This is a genomic window from Lactococcus sp. LG606, assembly GCF_017309645.1.
GTDB classification, from domain to species: domain Bacteria; phylum Bacillota; class Bacilli; order Lactobacillales; family Streptococcaceae; genus Lactococcus; species Lactococcus petauri.
Genome location: NZ_CP071301.1, coordinates 33,539 through 47,094, shown reverse-complemented (window position 1 = coordinate 47,094; position 13,556 = coordinate 33,539). Strand labels below are relative to the sequence as shown.

Here is a 13,556-nt window from a genome sequence, read left to right as displayed (position 1 = left end):
CCTCTTTTCTAATCTTCGTTTATTTTTTCGATTGTTACTTTTTCAAAGCATTCTTTTAAGAAGCTTTCACTCGGCATGTCTTCTGAGAAGACCTTAGCTGTACCACAGGCAACACCTTGTTTAAAGGCTGCTAAAGTATCCTGGCTGCGGCTCCATTCCGCAAGGAAACCTGCAACTGTTGAATCTCCTGCACCGATAGAGTTTTTCAACTCTCCTTTGATTGGAGCGGCAAAATAAGTTTCCTTACCTGTGAAGAGTAAAGCACCATCACCTGCCATAGAAATCATGACATTTTGTGCCCCTTCTGCTAAAAGTTTTTGACCATAAGGGATAATATCTTCTTTGGTTTTAAACTTAACAGAATAGATTTCTTCCAATTCTTCACGATTAGGTTTGATGATGAGTGGCTCATGTTTCAATGTTTTCAGCAACTTTTGTCCGTCAACATCAATAGCAAACTGTGCGCCTCTGGCTTTTACTTTCTCAATCAAGACTTCATAGAAGTCTTCCCCTAAAGCTTTAGGGATAGTACCAGCAAAAACGACAATGTCATCACTTTGTAGATCGTCAAATTTACTTAGGAAGGCCTGAATTTCAGCATCTGTTAAGTCTGGTCCAGCAGCATCAAAGGAGGTTTCCTCTTGCGCATTGACTTTGATTTTTGTATTAATGCGTGTTGTTCCTGCAATTGGAGTGAAATCGGATTGGCTTCCGATATTTTCAAGATAATCTTGAATAAATTTCCCAGGGAAACCACCAAGAAAACCAAGAGCCGTATTTTCTACCTTTAAAAGGGACATCATGCGACTTTCAACAATTCCTTTACCACCAGGAAGCATACGCGTTTCTGTCGCTCGGTTGACTTGTCCAAGTTTAGCCTGATCAAAATCCATGAAATAATCTAATGCTGGATTTAGTGTCACTGTGTATATCATAATTTCTCCGTTATAAGTTTTATTTGGTCACTTTCTGCAAACTTAACAAAGCTTGTTTGACCGATTTTACTACTGTCCAGGAGGAGATAGCTTGTCCGGCTTTGACGAATGGCCTGTGACTTAATCGCTGCTTCTTCACTGTCCGGTGTCATAGCCCCCAGCTCTTCATCAAAAGCATTAGCTCCGATAAATGCAAGATTAAAACGGTAAGTACTAAGTTGAGCGATGGCCGAACTACCAATGATGGCATCAGTTTGACGTTTCACTCGACCACCAAGCAAATAAACGATGAGGTTTTCACTGGTTAATTTTGGTAAATGGCTAATCGAATTAGTCACGATAGTGACACGCTTGCCCGACTGATTAAGCAAATGGCAAAGTGGCGCAACTGTAGTTCCAGCATCCAAGTAAATAATGTCGCCTTCTTTTATCTTTTCAAAAGCTATAGTTGCGATTTTTTCTTTTTCTTGAACGTTTTTGGAAGATTTCTCAAAGATAGATAACTCTTCTGAAAGATCTTGTTGGAGTTCTGCGCCTCCATGAACACGACGTAAGGCATTTTCTTCTTCAAGCTCATTGAGATCTCTCCTTAAAGTCGAGACAGAAGCTTGAGTTATTGTTAAAAGTTCTTCTAAAGTCGCTGTTCTTTGCTCTTTGAGCAAGCTCATTATTTTTTCCTTGCGTTCCGTCGCGAGCATATGACCCTCCTCCTGAATTCGTTTACATTTATATTATACACCATTTTCTTTCAAAGTCAATCAAAAACTTCCAAAAACTACAAAAAAAAAAAGAAAGAAATTTATATAGATTTCCTTCATATACTATTCTTAAATAAAAAAAGAGCCAGGAATTGCGATTCCTTTGCTCTTTAGAGAACCTAGCCTGTTTGCATTTCTTGCTGTTCTATGTCAGTAACTTTTTTACTTGGCTTTTCTAAAAACCTTTGCATCTTATCTTCATCAAAACCGATTTGAAGTTGTTTTTCATCAAATATAAGTGGAACTTTCAATAGAGTAGCATTTTCTTCTAACAGCTCCATAAAATCTTCTAACTTCAAGTCATTGAAATTAAGGTTCAAACGTGTGTAAGCCCGTGTTTCTGTTGCGATAATCTCTTCAACTCCATGTTCAGTTAAAGAAACAATTCGGAGAATTTCCTCAGTCGAAACCAGTTCTTTGAGAAGATCAACTTCGACAAACTTGACTTTATGGGCATAGAGCCAGCTCTCTACTGCTTTCGTCTCCTGATTAGAGGAGATGGTATAAATCTTAAGCATGCCAACCTCCTTTCTATCACGTCCAGGTTCTCTTTCTTATTTTTATTATCTTATTTTATGAGATTGAAAACAAATGAAACGGTTTTCAGAAAAAATAAAAAAGCCGAGCATCAATATCTCGAACTTTTTTATTTTATGAACTACGGTTTTATTTAACTTCTTCAAAGTCACCATCAACAGTATTGTCATCTTTAGGACCTTCTTCTGATCCAGCTTCTTGTCCTTCTGCTGCTGCTTGTTCAGCGCTGGCTTGTTCGTAAAGTTTTACTGCGAGATTTTGCGCAATTTCGCTAAGTGCTTCTGATTTAGCTTTGATATCGGCAATATCTTCACCTTCAAGAGCTTTCTTCAACTCTTCTTTAGCATCTTCTGCTTTTTTAACTTCTGCTTCGTCAACTTTACCTTCAAGTTCTTTGATTGTTTTTTCAGTTTGGAAAACAAGAGCATCCGCTTCGTTACGTGTGTCTACTTCTTCTTTACGTTTTGCGTCAGCATCAGCATTTGCTTCAGCATCTTTCATCATTTTATCGATTTCTTCGTCAGAAAGACCTGAGTTAGATTTGATAACGATTGTTTGTTCTTTTTGCGTACCCAAATCTTTTGCTTTAACAGATACGATACCGTTTTTGTCGATGTCGAATGTGACTTCGATTTGTGGCACACCACGTGGTGCGGCAGGGATATCTGTCAATTGGAAGCGACCCAATGATTTGTTATCTGCTGCCATTGGACGTTCACCTTGAAGGACGTGGATATCTACTGCTGGCTGGTTATCTGCTGCAGTTGAGAAGACTTGTGATTTAGATGTTGGAATTGTTGTATTACGTTCGATAAGTTTTGTAAATACAGAACCCATTGTTTCAATACCAAGTGAAAGTGGAGTTACGTCAAGAAGGACAACGTCTTTAACGTCACCAGTGATGACACCACCTTGGATTGCTGCACCCATAGCAACAACTTCGTCTGGGTTAACAGATTTGTTTGGTGTTTTACCTGTTTCTTTTTGAACAAGATCAACAACTGCTGGGATACGAGTTGAACCACCAACAAGAAGAACTTCATCGATATCAGAAGTTGAAAGACCAGCATCAGAAAGGGCTTGACGTACAGGTTCGCGTGTTGCTTCAACCAATGAAGCAGTCAATTCGTCAAATTTAGCACGTGTAAGTGTCATTTCCAAGTGAAGTGGGCCAGCAGCGCCAGCTGTGATGAACGGCAATGAAATTTGAGTAGAAGTTACACCTGAAAGGTCTTTTTTCGCTTTTTCAGCTGCATCTTTCAAACGTTGAAGGGCCATTTTATCTTGTGAAAGATCAATGCCGTTTTCTTTCTTGAATTCTGCGACCATGTAATCAATGATGGCTTGGTCAAAGTCATCACCACCAAGTTTGTTGTTACCTGCTGTTGACAATACATCGAAGACACCATCACCTAGTTCAAGGATTGAAACGTCAAATGTACCACCACCAAGGTCAAAGACAAGAATTTTTTCATCTTTGTCTTGTTTATCCATACCGTAAGCAAGAGCTGCTGCTGTTGGTTCGTTAACGATACGTTCTACTTCAAGACCAGCGATTTTACCAGCATCTTTTGTTGCTTGACGTTGTGCATCGTTGAAGTATGCTGGGACTGTAATAACTGCTTTTTCAACTTTTTCGCCCAAGTATGCTTCAGCTGTTGCTTTCAAGTTTTGAAGAATCATTGCTGAAATTTCTTGAGGTGTGTACTCTTTACCACCGGCAGAAACTTTTTCACTTGTACCCATTTTAGATTTGATTGAGATGATTGTATCTGGGTTTGTTACGGCTTGGCGTTTTGCAGCATCACCAACTTGAATTTCACCATTTTTAAAAGCAACAACAGATGGTGTTGTGCGATTTCCTTCTGGATTTGGAATAATTTTTGCTTCAGTTCCTTCGAGAACTGCTACTGCTGAGTTTGTTGTACCAAGGTCAATACCAATAATTTTAGACATATGCTTTACCTCTTTTTTTATTTTATTGTTTTTATCTATTCTTATAGTTTAAGGACATTTCGGTCACTTATTGTTTCTTATTGTGCAACAACGACCATTGCTGGACGAAGGATACGATCATGGATTTGGTAGCCTTTTTGGAAGACTTGAACGACATGATCTGCAGGATGCTCATCATCAGCTGGGACAGTTTGCACAGCCATATGGAAGTTTGGATCAAAGGCTCCGTCTGCTTTGACCTCTGTAACGCCTTCTTCTTTAAGTGCGTTGATCAAGCTTTCTCGTGTCATTTCTAAACCTTTTTTGACATCTTCTGTTAATCCTTCAACAGCAAGTGCACGCTCCAAGTTATCTAAGCTTGGCAAAATCTTTTTCGCCAAATCTTGTGAGCGATATTTCAAGATACTAGAACGTTCTTCGTTGGCACGGCGTTGAATATTTTGGATTTCTGCACTGATACGGAGAAATTTATTTTCCCATTCTTCAGCCTTTGCTACAGCTGCATCAAGCTCAGAAACTTCTTCTTCGACGATATCTTCAAGTGCTTCTTCAGTAATCTCTTCGACAACTTCTTCTTCCTGATCTTTTTTCTTTAATTCTTCTTTATTTTCTTCAGCCATATTGTTTCCTTTTCTTTTAAATAATTTCATATATTAACTTATCTCATAATGGTTACCATCAAGGTAACGATAGTAGTCCATGAGTTTCATACTTAAGACTTTCGCAAGTAAGTCCAGTGTACTCAAGGTTTTCTGATAATCTTGTTCTACAGGACCAATGACTGTCAGCGTTCCTAAACCACGATATGGAATAACAAACTTTTGACTGATCAACGTTAGGTTAGCAAAATAAGACATATTGTCAATGACAACCGAACGCATCTCATCTGTACTTGTTAATTCTCGTATTTCTTGAGCCATACGTGTATCATCGCTTAAAATTTTATAAAGCTCAGAAAGATTGTCTGTGGCAAAATCAAAGACATATTCACGTCCGCTACTTGTCAAATGCTCTGTGAACAAATCTGCAAAGACGGATTCAAAGAGCTCCAAGACATCACCAGTTGTTTTAAAGTAACGCTGTACTATCTGTGGGATATCCGTCCTCAACGCATAATGCACATCAAGAACTTTCTTACCCACTAAACGTTCTTTAATCAACCGTGTAAAGACTTGCAAGTCATGTTCACTCATACTTTTGGGGAGTACAAACTGATTTGTCCGAAGTTCGCCTGTCGCTAAGGTCATCACTGTCAACATCGAGTGATTATCTAAAGTGACAAGTTCAAAGGACTGTAAGACTTGCTCTTTCTGAGGAACATTAAGTACGAAAGAAGTTAAGCCGGTCAATCTTGAGAGAACTTCACTTGCTCTTTCAAATAAATCCGATAAGCGATAAAACTCACCATCAAAGGATTTCATAATTTGAAAAAGATCATTTTGTGTAAATTCTTCCAAGCGCAATACATTTTCTACAAAGTATTTGTAACCTGAAATACTAGGAACACGCCCACTTGATGTATGTTCTTTTTGAATGAGTCCAAGATTTTCCAAGGCTTTCATATCATTTCTGATTGTCGCACTTGATGCTTTAATCTGTTCCAATAAAGCTTTAGAACCAACGGGTGTGTGCTCTTTAGCGTAAAGTGAGACAATCAAATCCAAAATCTGTTGTTGCCGTTCTGTAATCATCTTTGTCTCCTTTCTTCGCTTTTAGCACTCACCACCCTCAAGTGCTAACAATATTATTATAACCCTTATCTCCTATCTTGTCAAGCAATAAAACCAAAAATTAGCACTCTTTTTTATAGAGTGCTAATTTTTGGTTTTTTTAAATAAATCCTACTTCTTTAGCAATGAAACGGATGCTAAAGAGACTAACAAGCATGACAGCTAGTGGAAATAATAGCGCTAGATTTTGCTGATGCATGAGATATTGATAGCCCCAATCAACAATTACCAGCACAGCCGCTATCTCTAAAATCCATAGTCCCACACTGAAAAAGCGGAGTATGAGTAAGATGAGAAGGAAGACCAAGAGTATTTCTATTATATTTTGCCATTGGGCTACTGGAGCCAGAGTTTTATTGATAAATCCCGTTATTGTGCGGCTTGTATTTTGAAAAACCGTCGTAAAGGTATTGGGTGATGCTAAAAGCCGTTGTGCAATAATCATTAAAGTATAGAGAAATAAGGCAATATTAGCATATAAAATCAAGTAGGCTTTATTCAACATTGTTGTGTGACTCCTTTTAACGCCCTTTATTTTACTGGGGCAATAACTTCAAATATTCTTCAAGTGTAAGGTTGTGTTTTGTCATATATTTGGCATTATCCACACCTACATAACGAAAATGCCAATCCTCATAATCCACACCAGTGGATGCTTTTCCGCCTTCCGGGAAACGTAGTACAAAACCGTACTCAGGTGCAATTTTCTTCACTTGTGCGACTACATCTTCAGGGCTTTGGTTCAAAGCATCTACTGTCGACATATCAACAGCTAAGCCTGTTTGGTGCTCTGAGCTACCTGCAGGCTGTGAATAAGTCTTAACATTAGTTTCAGCTTGCTCACGAGATATAGGTTGCCCTGTGTTATTGACTGATCCTGCAGCACCAACCATTTCATTTTCCACATAAGTATTGAAGAGTTGTTCTTGATAAGCCACTGAGCGATATGCCGAAATCAAGTGTTCTGAGGGATCAATAGCTTGCGCTGCTGCTAAAAATTTAACAAGAGCATCTGCGATACGTTGATCAACCTGCACAGTGCCAACAGTTGTAAGCTCTGGGGAGAGTTCCTCTTTTGGATTTTCCCTGTTTACCAGAACAAGATTCCAGTCAGAACGATGAGCTTCCGGTAAATCAGTTGCCTTACTTTCAGATGGCGAACTTGAAGGTGAAGTTTGTCTTGGCTCAGCCGTTTTTTTCGTGACTTGTGTCTTGAGTTTACTTACAGCAAATACACATAGTCCAATGAAGACCAAGAGAATAATGAAACTTCCAATTACTCTACTTTTTTTGAGTTTTCTTTTTTTAGTTCTTCTTTGCATTTTTTATGATTTCTGCTCCAAGTTTGCGATACTCCATTGATCCGATATCTCCTACTTCAAATTTTCCATTTTCAAAAGTCAGATGTGTCACGGAACCATTATCCAAATTATGCGGACGTTCTTTATCTGGACGAAGCATTTTGATATAGCTTGCAATCGTCATCCCATGACTAACTATGACGATATTTTTCGCTCCCGCTGCTTCTGCTTCAGTTGCCATATCAGAAAAGCCATTCATAATACGTCCAGAGAGTTCTTCCCAAGTTTCCGCCCATCCTGCAGTATCGACTTCATAAATAGCACGCGCTAGTTCTTCATCTGAAGGGAACTTCCCTGTCTCTTGCATACCTTTTTCAGCAAAGATAATAGGAAGAACCCCATCAAAGAGTTCGCCATCATATCCCCCATCAAAAGAACCAAAACACCATTCACGAATACGCTTGTCCATCTTATAAGGAATATCTTTATTCTCGGAGTATTCCAAGATAAAGCCCATCGTTTGTATTGTTCTGCCAGAGTCAGAAGAATAAGCTCGATCAAACTTCAACCCTTTAGCTTTGAAGCCTAGCCCTAGTTCCATAGCACCACGTTCACCTTCAGCAGTGAGCGGTGTGTCCGACCAACCTTGGGCTCTGCCGATTGTATTAAACATTGTTTTTCCGTGTCTTACTAAATAAACCTCAACCATGAACTCACCTTATCTTCTATTATATATCTTTAATTATACTTTATTTCAAAGCAATTGAACAGAGAAAAAAACCTCTTCTTATATAAGAGATTTTCTATCTATAGGCTATTTTTAGCTAAATTTTTTGATTTTTTCTTGAATCTCACGTGCTGAGTCTTTCAATTTATCCGCTTCTTCTTTGCTGATGCTTTCGATAAATCCAGGATAAGCTTGTGCACCATCGCGTCCAACAAGTGCTGGCGTTGACAAATACGCATCAAGTTCAGCATCGTAATGCGAGCAGACCACAACTGCTTTGGCATCAGATAAAATGAGATTCATTAGACTCACTGAAGCTGCAGCAATAGCAAAGTTCGTATAGCCCTTTCCTTCATATACGACAAAACCGCCATGGCGTGCTGAATCTTCGATTTTTTCAAGGTCAAAATTGTTTGTCACTGCTGTTTTTTCAAATGGTACGCCACCAATATTTACTGTTGACCACGCTGCAAATTGTGAATCACCATGTTCACCAAGCATATAGCCGCTCACACTTCTCGCATCTACACCTGCTTCTTCAGCAATATAACGGTGCAAACGAGCCGAATCTAAATATGTTCCTGTTCCAAAAACTTGGTTTTTGGGAAGGTTAAGAGCTTGTGAATAAAGCTGTGCAATCACGTCATTAGGGTTGGTTACGATTAAGAAAACACCATTAAAGCCTGAAGCATTAATTTCATCTGCCACTGCTTTGACCATGGGTGTATTAATTTTCAACTCTTGGAAACGATCTTGGGCATCAAGAGCTTTGATATGGCCCAAAGCAGAAATAACGACTTCTGCATCAGAAAGGTCTGGATAATCGCCGACAGTAATCTTTGTATGACTATTGAGTAGGCTAGCTGCATCAAGCATGTCAAAAGCTTCCGCTTTAGATTTTGCAGTATTTTTATCAATAAGGACTAATTCATCAACATAGCCTGCTTGAACAATCATTTGAGCAATCATTGCTCCGACATTCCCTAACCCAATTATACCTACTTTACGCATCTGAATCTCCTTTAAATTTTAGAGGATTTCTCCTCATTGTTTGTTTCATTGTATCAAAAAAAATCCCTTTTTTCAGAGATTTTTTTTTATTTACCAAAGATTTGTTTTAGCCAACTGGCTTTCTTGAGGATTCCGAGAAGGAGTACAGAGGTCCCTATTCCTGTAACTACTCCTCCTGTCCCAGCTGCATGCACAGCTATGGCATGTTTACGCGTTACAGCATCCTTATCCGCATCATCAAGTGAATTGATAGAGGTATGTTGTGACATCAGTGGGATATTTGCTTCCCCCCAGGTATAAAGAAGTTCTCCTTTGGTAGAAACTTGAGTAGTTGTATTCTTATTTTCTATTTCTTGTGGCTTTATAGTTTCTGCTGGGGTAACTTCTGTTGTATCCTTTTTATCTTGATTATGTGCTTCCATATTTTTAAGAGGTTGATCTCTTTCTGTATCCGACTCCGGGTTCTGTACCTCTACTTTTTCTGGTGTTGTGAGTGAAATTGAAGGTAAACTATTATCCGGCTGCTCTGGTACAATTGGAGGTGCTGTAGGTGTAATCGGCACAGGTTCGCCTACAGGTACCAAAGGAAGAGTATTATCCGGAATTATGGGGACTGTTGGTGTGATAGGAACAGGTTCACCTATGGTTACTGGCGGAAGTGTAATATCTGGTGTTTCTGGAACGATCGGAGGCATTGTCGGCGTAATAGGCTGAGGGTTTTCAGGTGTTGTCGATCCACCGCCTGTATTTGCTTCCTCGGTTAATGAATTATTGGCACTTTTGTCCTGCAGTTCTTCGGCTTGGACACGTGAAACTGATGCAGAATAAGCTTGGCTCGGGTTCAGAATGATTGTTTGCCCTAATACTATGGTGGTTGCTAAAATTATACAATATCTTTTCTTTCTCATTCGCTTTTTGCCTCCTTTCTCATTATTTCTACTATACACCTTGTTTGAACGTATGCTGGGTTGCTATCGCTTCTTGCGCTCGACGGATACTTGGCTCAGCCATTAAACTTTGCTCAACACGAGAATTTTTTATTTCTAGCTCTAATAGTTCAACTGCTTCATGCAAAGTTTGAACATCTTCTACACTTAATACCTCAATAATATAGTTCAAGCTCTTGACATTCAGATACTTTTCAGGGAGTTCAGTACTTATTAATGTCTCAGATCCCAACGATTCCTCTAGACTATCAATCAGACATTGACTTTTTTGATTGTATTTAGGAAAAAGTTGCTTAACAAGAGCTTTTCGCCCAATGGGAAGTGTATTACTTCCAAATATCTTTTTGAAAATATCATTTAGAAAAATTCCCAGAGCCCATAAGGCAAAGCTCAACATAAACGTGATTAAGAAGGTTTCTAAAGCGGAACGATCCAGTTGCCCATGACCATGTATAAAAGAAAAATCGTTTATAATATAAAAAGCTAAGATAAGGACAGGAAAGCTGAACGCAAGTAAAGCCGAGCGGTAATTAATTTTGTACTGAATTTCTTGACGAAATTCGATCTTTATAACTTCAAGTTGATGGAGTTTGTCTTCTATTGTTTCGACTATTTCCATCAGTTCTTGGCAATGATCCAATGCCACACTTTCCTCCTTTCCCATAATTCCCTCTCTCTTCTCAATACTACATTTCTAAATTGTTCCAAAAACCCATTATCCGTAACTATTTATTCATCAAACAGTAAAAAAGACTTATTATTTACATTTTAACATTTTAAATTGCTGTTTTTTGTTACATTTATATTAAATAACAAAAAAACATCCTAAGGATGTTTTTTATTCTTTTATTAATTGTGTTTCGATACATTCAATCGGTTAATCGCGCGATGAAGTGCAACTTCGGCACGTTTAGCTTCATCAGTCTTATGTGCCGCTTTAGCTTCTTCAAGCTCTTTTTCAGCACGAAGTTTTGCACGTTCGGCACGTGGAACATCGATATCACGATTACGCTCAGCAGAGTCTGCGATCACTGTAATCATACTATCCTTCACTTCAATAATACCGCCATTAACAGCAATATAATCAACGTGCTTCACATCATCAGGACGGCGCACCTTAAGTTCACTGATTTGTAAACCAGCGATTGTGGAAATCATGTTGGGTAAAATCCCCATATCTCCACCAATCGTATGCGCAAGAATGTAGGTTGCATGGTGATCATAAACGACACCCGCAGGAGTGATGACTTGAATAGCCATGACATTTTCACTCATTTCAGCAACCTCCTATCTTAATAACCCATTTTTTTAGCTTTTTCAAGAACGTCTTCGATTGGACCTACACCACGGAAAGCATCTTCTGGGATTGAATCGTATTTACCGTCAAGAATCGCTTTGAAATCTTCAACAGTTTTTTCAATTGGTACATATGATCCTGGTACACCAGTAAATGTTTCGGCAACGTTAAAGTTTTGTGAGAGGAAGAATTGGATACGACGTGCACGGTTAACCAATACTTTTTCATCATCAGACAATTCATCCATACCAAGAATAGCAATGATATCTTGTAATTCTTTATAACGTTGGAGCACACGTTGTACTTCCATAGCTACTGCATAGTGTTCTTCACCAACAATTTCAGGTGTAAGCGCACGTGATGAAGAAGCCAATGGATCAACGGCTGGGTAGATACCCATTTGTGTCAAACGACGTTCCAAGTTTGTTGTTGCATCCAAGTGAGCGAAGGCTGTTGCTGGCGCAGGGTCAGTATAGTCATCGGCTGGGACATAAATCGCTTGGATAGAAGTTACAGAACCTTGTTTTGTTGAAGTGATACGTTCTTGAAGTTGACCCATTTCGGTTGCAAGCGTAGGTTGGTAACCAACGGCTGATGGCATACGTCCTAAGAGGGCAGATACTTCTGAACCGGCTTGGGTGAAACGGAAGATATTATCAATGAAAAGCAAAACGTCTTGTTTTTCTACATCACGGAAATATTCAGCAATTGTCAAACCAGTAAGAGCAACACGCATACGTGCTCCAGGTGGCTCATTCATTTGACCGAAGACCATGGCTGTTTTTTCAATAACGCCTGATTCTTTCATTTCCCAGTAAAGGTCATTTCCTTCACGAGTACGTTCCCCAACACCAGTAAATACGGAAATACCACCGTGTTCTTGGGCAATGTTGTGAATCAATTCTTGGATAAGAACGGTTTTACCAACTCCGGCACCCCCGAACAAGCCAATCTTACCACCTTTAAGGTATGGGGCAAGTAAGTCAATAACTTTAATCCCTGTAACAAGAATTTCATTTGCTGTTGAAAGTTCATCAAAAGATGGCGCTTTTTTATGGATAGGACTGCGTTCTGCATTTTCAGCAAACGCTTCGCCACCATCGATAGCATCTCCAAGTACATTGAAGACACGTCCAAGTGTTTCTTGACCGACAGGTACGCTGATTGCTTTACCTGTATCGAGAACTTCAAGTCCACGTGTTAAGCCATCAGTTGATTCCATAGCGATGGTACGTACGGCACCATCACCAAGTTCCAACGCCACTTCAAGGACGATTTTAGTTTTAACGCCGTCTACATCTTTATAAACGATGAGTGCGTTATTAATCTCAGGAAGAGTCGCGCCTGACGCAAATTCAACGTCGACAACGGGACCAATGACCTGAGTAATTTTACCAGAACTCAATATTTTTCCTCCTAGTTTATTTTTCTGTCTTTAATTCTTTAAGAAAGGTTACCACATGCTTAAAGCGCTGAGGCTCCTGCAACAATTTCCGTAATTTCTTGTGTAATTGCTGCTTGACGCGCGCGGTTATATTGTATTGTCAGATCGTTAATCACTGTTTTAGCATTATCTGTAGCTGTACGCATTGCGGACATACCAGCAGCATGTTCAGCTGTTTTAGCATCAACAATCGCACCATAGATCATGCTTTCAGCATATTGAGGTAAAAGTTGATTTAAAATAGCTTCGCGGCTTGGTTCCAGTTCGAAACTCACCAATGATACTGGTGCTTCATCTTCTGGTTCCTCTGATTCATCAAATGTAATCGGAAGCATTTTTTGCATGCGTGCTTCACTTGTCAATGAATTGATATGGTGATTGTAGCAAACATAGAGTTGATCAAACTCTTCATTTTGATAGCGAGATACAGCTTGACGTACAATTTCACGAACTTCTTCAAAACTTGGTTGGTCAGTCAAACCACGTAATTCGTAAGATAATTCTACGTTACGAGAGCGGAAAAAATCTGCTCCTGTCCCACCTAAAGCAAGAATACAATATTCTTCTGGTCCCTGGTGTTTTTCACGTAATTTATTCATGACTGACTTCAAGATATTAGAGTTGTAACCTCCTACAAGGCCACGATCCGAAGTGATAACTAAATATCCTGTTTTCTTAACGGGACGTTTAGTCATCATCGGATTTTTAGAAGGGCCACGATCTGCAGCAACCAAGTCGGTTGTCACTTGACGCACCTTATCTGCATAAACCTGATAAGTTTTCGCAATCTTTTCTGATTTTTGCAATTTCGCTGCAGATACCATTTGCATGGCACCAGTGATATGACTTGTTTTTTCGGTTGAAGCAATTTTTGATTTAATTTCGCTAAGTGAAGCGCCCATAATGAACCTCC

Annotated in this window: 15 protein-coding genes; all 15 read right to left on the bottom strand. The window is 39.2% G+C overall.

Going from position 1 to position 13,556, the window contains the following annotated elements; all coding sequences use genetic code 11:
• Positions 1–8 precede the first annotated feature (8 nt).
• Positions 9–935 carry a 1-phosphofructokinase gene (gene pfkB, locus J0J35_RS00270; protein ID WP_206917021.1) on the bottom strand — a complete coding sequence of 309 codons (927 nt, stop codon included), beginning with the start codon at positions 933–935 and terminating at the stop codon, positions 9–11.
• Positions 932–1,633 (bottom strand): DeoR/GlpR family DNA-binding transcription regulator, encoded by a 702-nt coding sequence (locus J0J35_RS00265; protein WP_206917019.1) that lies wholly within the window; start codon positions 1,631–1,633, stop codon positions 932–934. The genes pfkB and J0J35_RS00265 overlap by 4 nt, the downstream gene beginning before the upstream one ends.
• 179 nt (positions 1,634–1,812) lie before the next feature.
• Positions 1,813–2,211, bottom strand: a complete 399-nt coding sequence (locus tag J0J35_RS00260; protein ID WP_206917016.1) for a Spx/MgsR family RNA polymerase-binding regulatory protein — start codon at positions 2,209–2,211, stop codon at positions 1,813–1,815.
• Positions 2,212–2,359: 148 nt separating this feature from the next.
• Positions 2,360–4,186, bottom strand: coding sequence for a molecular chaperone DnaK (gene dnaK / locus J0J35_RS00255; RefSeq protein ID WP_004259123.1), 1,827 nt, complete (start codon positions 4,184–4,186; stop codon positions 2,360–2,362).
• 77 nt (positions 4,187–4,263) lie between these two features.
• Entirely contained in the window at positions 4,264–4,836 is a 573-nt protein-coding gene (gene grpE, locus J0J35_RS00250) for a nucleotide exchange factor GrpE (RefSeq protein WP_255538669.1), read from the bottom strand.
• Positions 4,837–4,839: 3 nt separating this feature from the next.
• Positions 4,840–5,877, bottom strand: a complete 1,038-nt coding sequence (gene hrcA / locus J0J35_RS00245; RefSeq protein ID WP_017368864.1) for a heat-inducible transcriptional repressor HrcA — start codon at positions 5,875–5,877, stop codon at positions 4,840–4,842.
• Positions 5,878–6,016: 139 nt separating this feature from the next.
• Complete coding sequence (locus tag J0J35_RS00240; RefSeq protein ID WP_061413578.1) at positions 6,017–6,421, bottom strand: hypothetical protein; 405 nt, start codon at positions 6,419–6,421, stop codon at positions 6,017–6,019.
• A gap of 31 nt (positions 6,422–6,452) precedes the next feature.
• Complete coding sequence (locus J0J35_RS00235) at positions 6,453–7,238, bottom strand: M15 family metallopeptidase (protein ID WP_117517204.1); 786 nt, start codon at positions 7,236–7,238, stop codon at positions 6,453–6,455.
• Positions 7,222–7,926 carry a histidine phosphatase family protein gene (locus J0J35_RS00230; RefSeq protein ID WP_019292087.1) on the bottom strand — a complete coding sequence of 235 codons (705 nt, stop codon included), beginning with the start codon at positions 7,924–7,926 and terminating at the stop codon, positions 7,222–7,224. Before J0J35_RS00230 ends, J0J35_RS00235 begins: the two co-directional genes overlap by 17 nt.
• A gap of 111 nt (positions 7,927–8,037) precedes the next feature.
• On the bottom strand, positions 8,038–8,955 hold the full coding sequence (locus J0J35_RS00225) for an NAD(P)-binding domain-containing protein (protein WP_019335710.1): 918 nt from the start codon (positions 8,953–8,955) through the stop codon (positions 8,038–8,040).
• An 86-nt stretch (positions 8,956–9,041) separates the two neighbouring features.
• Complete coding sequence (locus J0J35_RS00220) at positions 9,042–9,863, bottom strand: hypothetical protein (RefSeq protein WP_206917008.1); 822 nt, start codon at positions 9,861–9,863, stop codon at positions 9,042–9,044.
• A gap of 31 nt (positions 9,864–9,894) precedes the next feature.
• Complete coding sequence (locus J0J35_RS00215) at positions 9,895–10,566, bottom strand: hypothetical protein (protein WP_206917004.1); 672 nt, start codon at positions 10,564–10,566, stop codon at positions 9,895–9,897.
• Positions 10,567–10,751: 185 nt separating this feature from the next.
• Positions 10,752–11,177, bottom strand: coding sequence for a F0F1 ATP synthase subunit epsilon (locus tag J0J35_RS00210; RefSeq protein ID WP_019292091.1), 426 nt, complete (start codon positions 11,175–11,177; stop codon positions 10,752–10,754).
• Positions 11,178–11,194: 17 nt separating this feature from the next.
• Positions 11,195–12,604: a F0F1 ATP synthase subunit beta gene (atpD, locus tag J0J35_RS00205; RefSeq protein WP_004259151.1), complete on the bottom strand. Its 1,410-nt coding sequence runs from the start codon at positions 12,602–12,604 to the stop codon at positions 11,195–11,197.
• Positions 12,605–12,663: 59 nt separating this feature from the next.
• Positions 12,664–13,545, bottom strand: coding sequence for a F0F1 ATP synthase subunit gamma (locus tag J0J35_RS00200; RefSeq protein ID WP_019292092.1), 882 nt, complete (start codon positions 13,543–13,545; stop codon positions 12,664–12,666).
• Positions 13,546–13,556 lie beyond the last annotated feature (11 nt).

Excerpts from the sequence above, each read along its gene's own strand:
- J0J35_RS00260 (WP_206917016.1), bottom strand. The coding sequence starts at position 2,211 with ATGCTTAAGATTTATACCATCTCCTCTAATCAGGAGACGAAAGCAGTA.
- J0J35_RS00215 (WP_206917004.1), bottom strand. The coding sequence starts at position 10,566 with ATGGGAAAGGAGGAAAGTGTGGCATTGGATCATTGCCAAGAACTGATG.
- J0J35_RS00235 (WP_117517204.1), bottom strand. The coding sequence starts at position 7,238 with ATGCAAAGAAGAACTAAAAAAAGAAAACTCAAAAAAAGTAGAGTAATT.
- J0J35_RS00265 (WP_206917019.1), bottom strand. The coding sequence starts at position 1,633 with ATGCTCGCGACGGAACGCAAGGAAAAAATAATGAGCTTGCTCAAAGAG.
- J0J35_RS00210 (WP_019292091.1), bottom strand. The coding sequence starts at position 11,177 with ATGAGTGAAAATGTCATGGCTATTCAAGTCATCACTCCTGCGGGTGTC.
- pfkB (WP_206917021.1), bottom strand. The coding sequence starts at position 935 with ATGATATACACAGTGACACTAAATCCAGCATTAGATTATTTCATGGAT.
- dnaK (WP_004259123.1), bottom strand. The coding sequence starts at position 4,186 with ATGTCTAAAATTATTGGTATTGACCTTGGTACAACAAACTCAGCAGTA.
- J0J35_RS00225 (WP_019335710.1), bottom strand. The coding sequence starts at position 8,955 with ATGCGTAAAGTAGGTATAATTGGGTTAGGGAATGTCGGAGCAATGATT.
- J0J35_RS00220 (WP_206917008.1), bottom strand. The coding sequence starts at position 9,863 with ATGAGAAAGAAAAGATATTGTATAATTTTAGCAACCACCATAGTATTA.
- hrcA (WP_017368864.1), bottom strand. The coding sequence starts at position 5,877 with ATGATTACAGAACGGCAACAACAGATTTTGGATTTGATTGTCTCACTT.
- grpE (WP_255538669.1), bottom strand. The coding sequence starts at position 4,836 with ATGAAATTATTTAAAAGAAAAGGAAACAATATGGCTGAAGAAAATAAA.
- J0J35_RS00200 (WP_019292092.1), bottom strand. The coding sequence starts at position 13,545 with ATGGGCGCTTCACTTAGCGAAATTAAATCAAAAATTGCTTCAACCGAA.
- J0J35_RS00240 (WP_061413578.1), bottom strand. The coding sequence starts at position 6,421 with ATGTTGAATAAAGCCTACTTGATTTTATATGCTAATATTGCCTTATTT.
- J0J35_RS00230 (WP_019292087.1), bottom strand. The coding sequence starts at position 7,926 with ATGGTTGAGGTTTATTTAGTAAGACACGGAAAAACAATGTTTAATACA.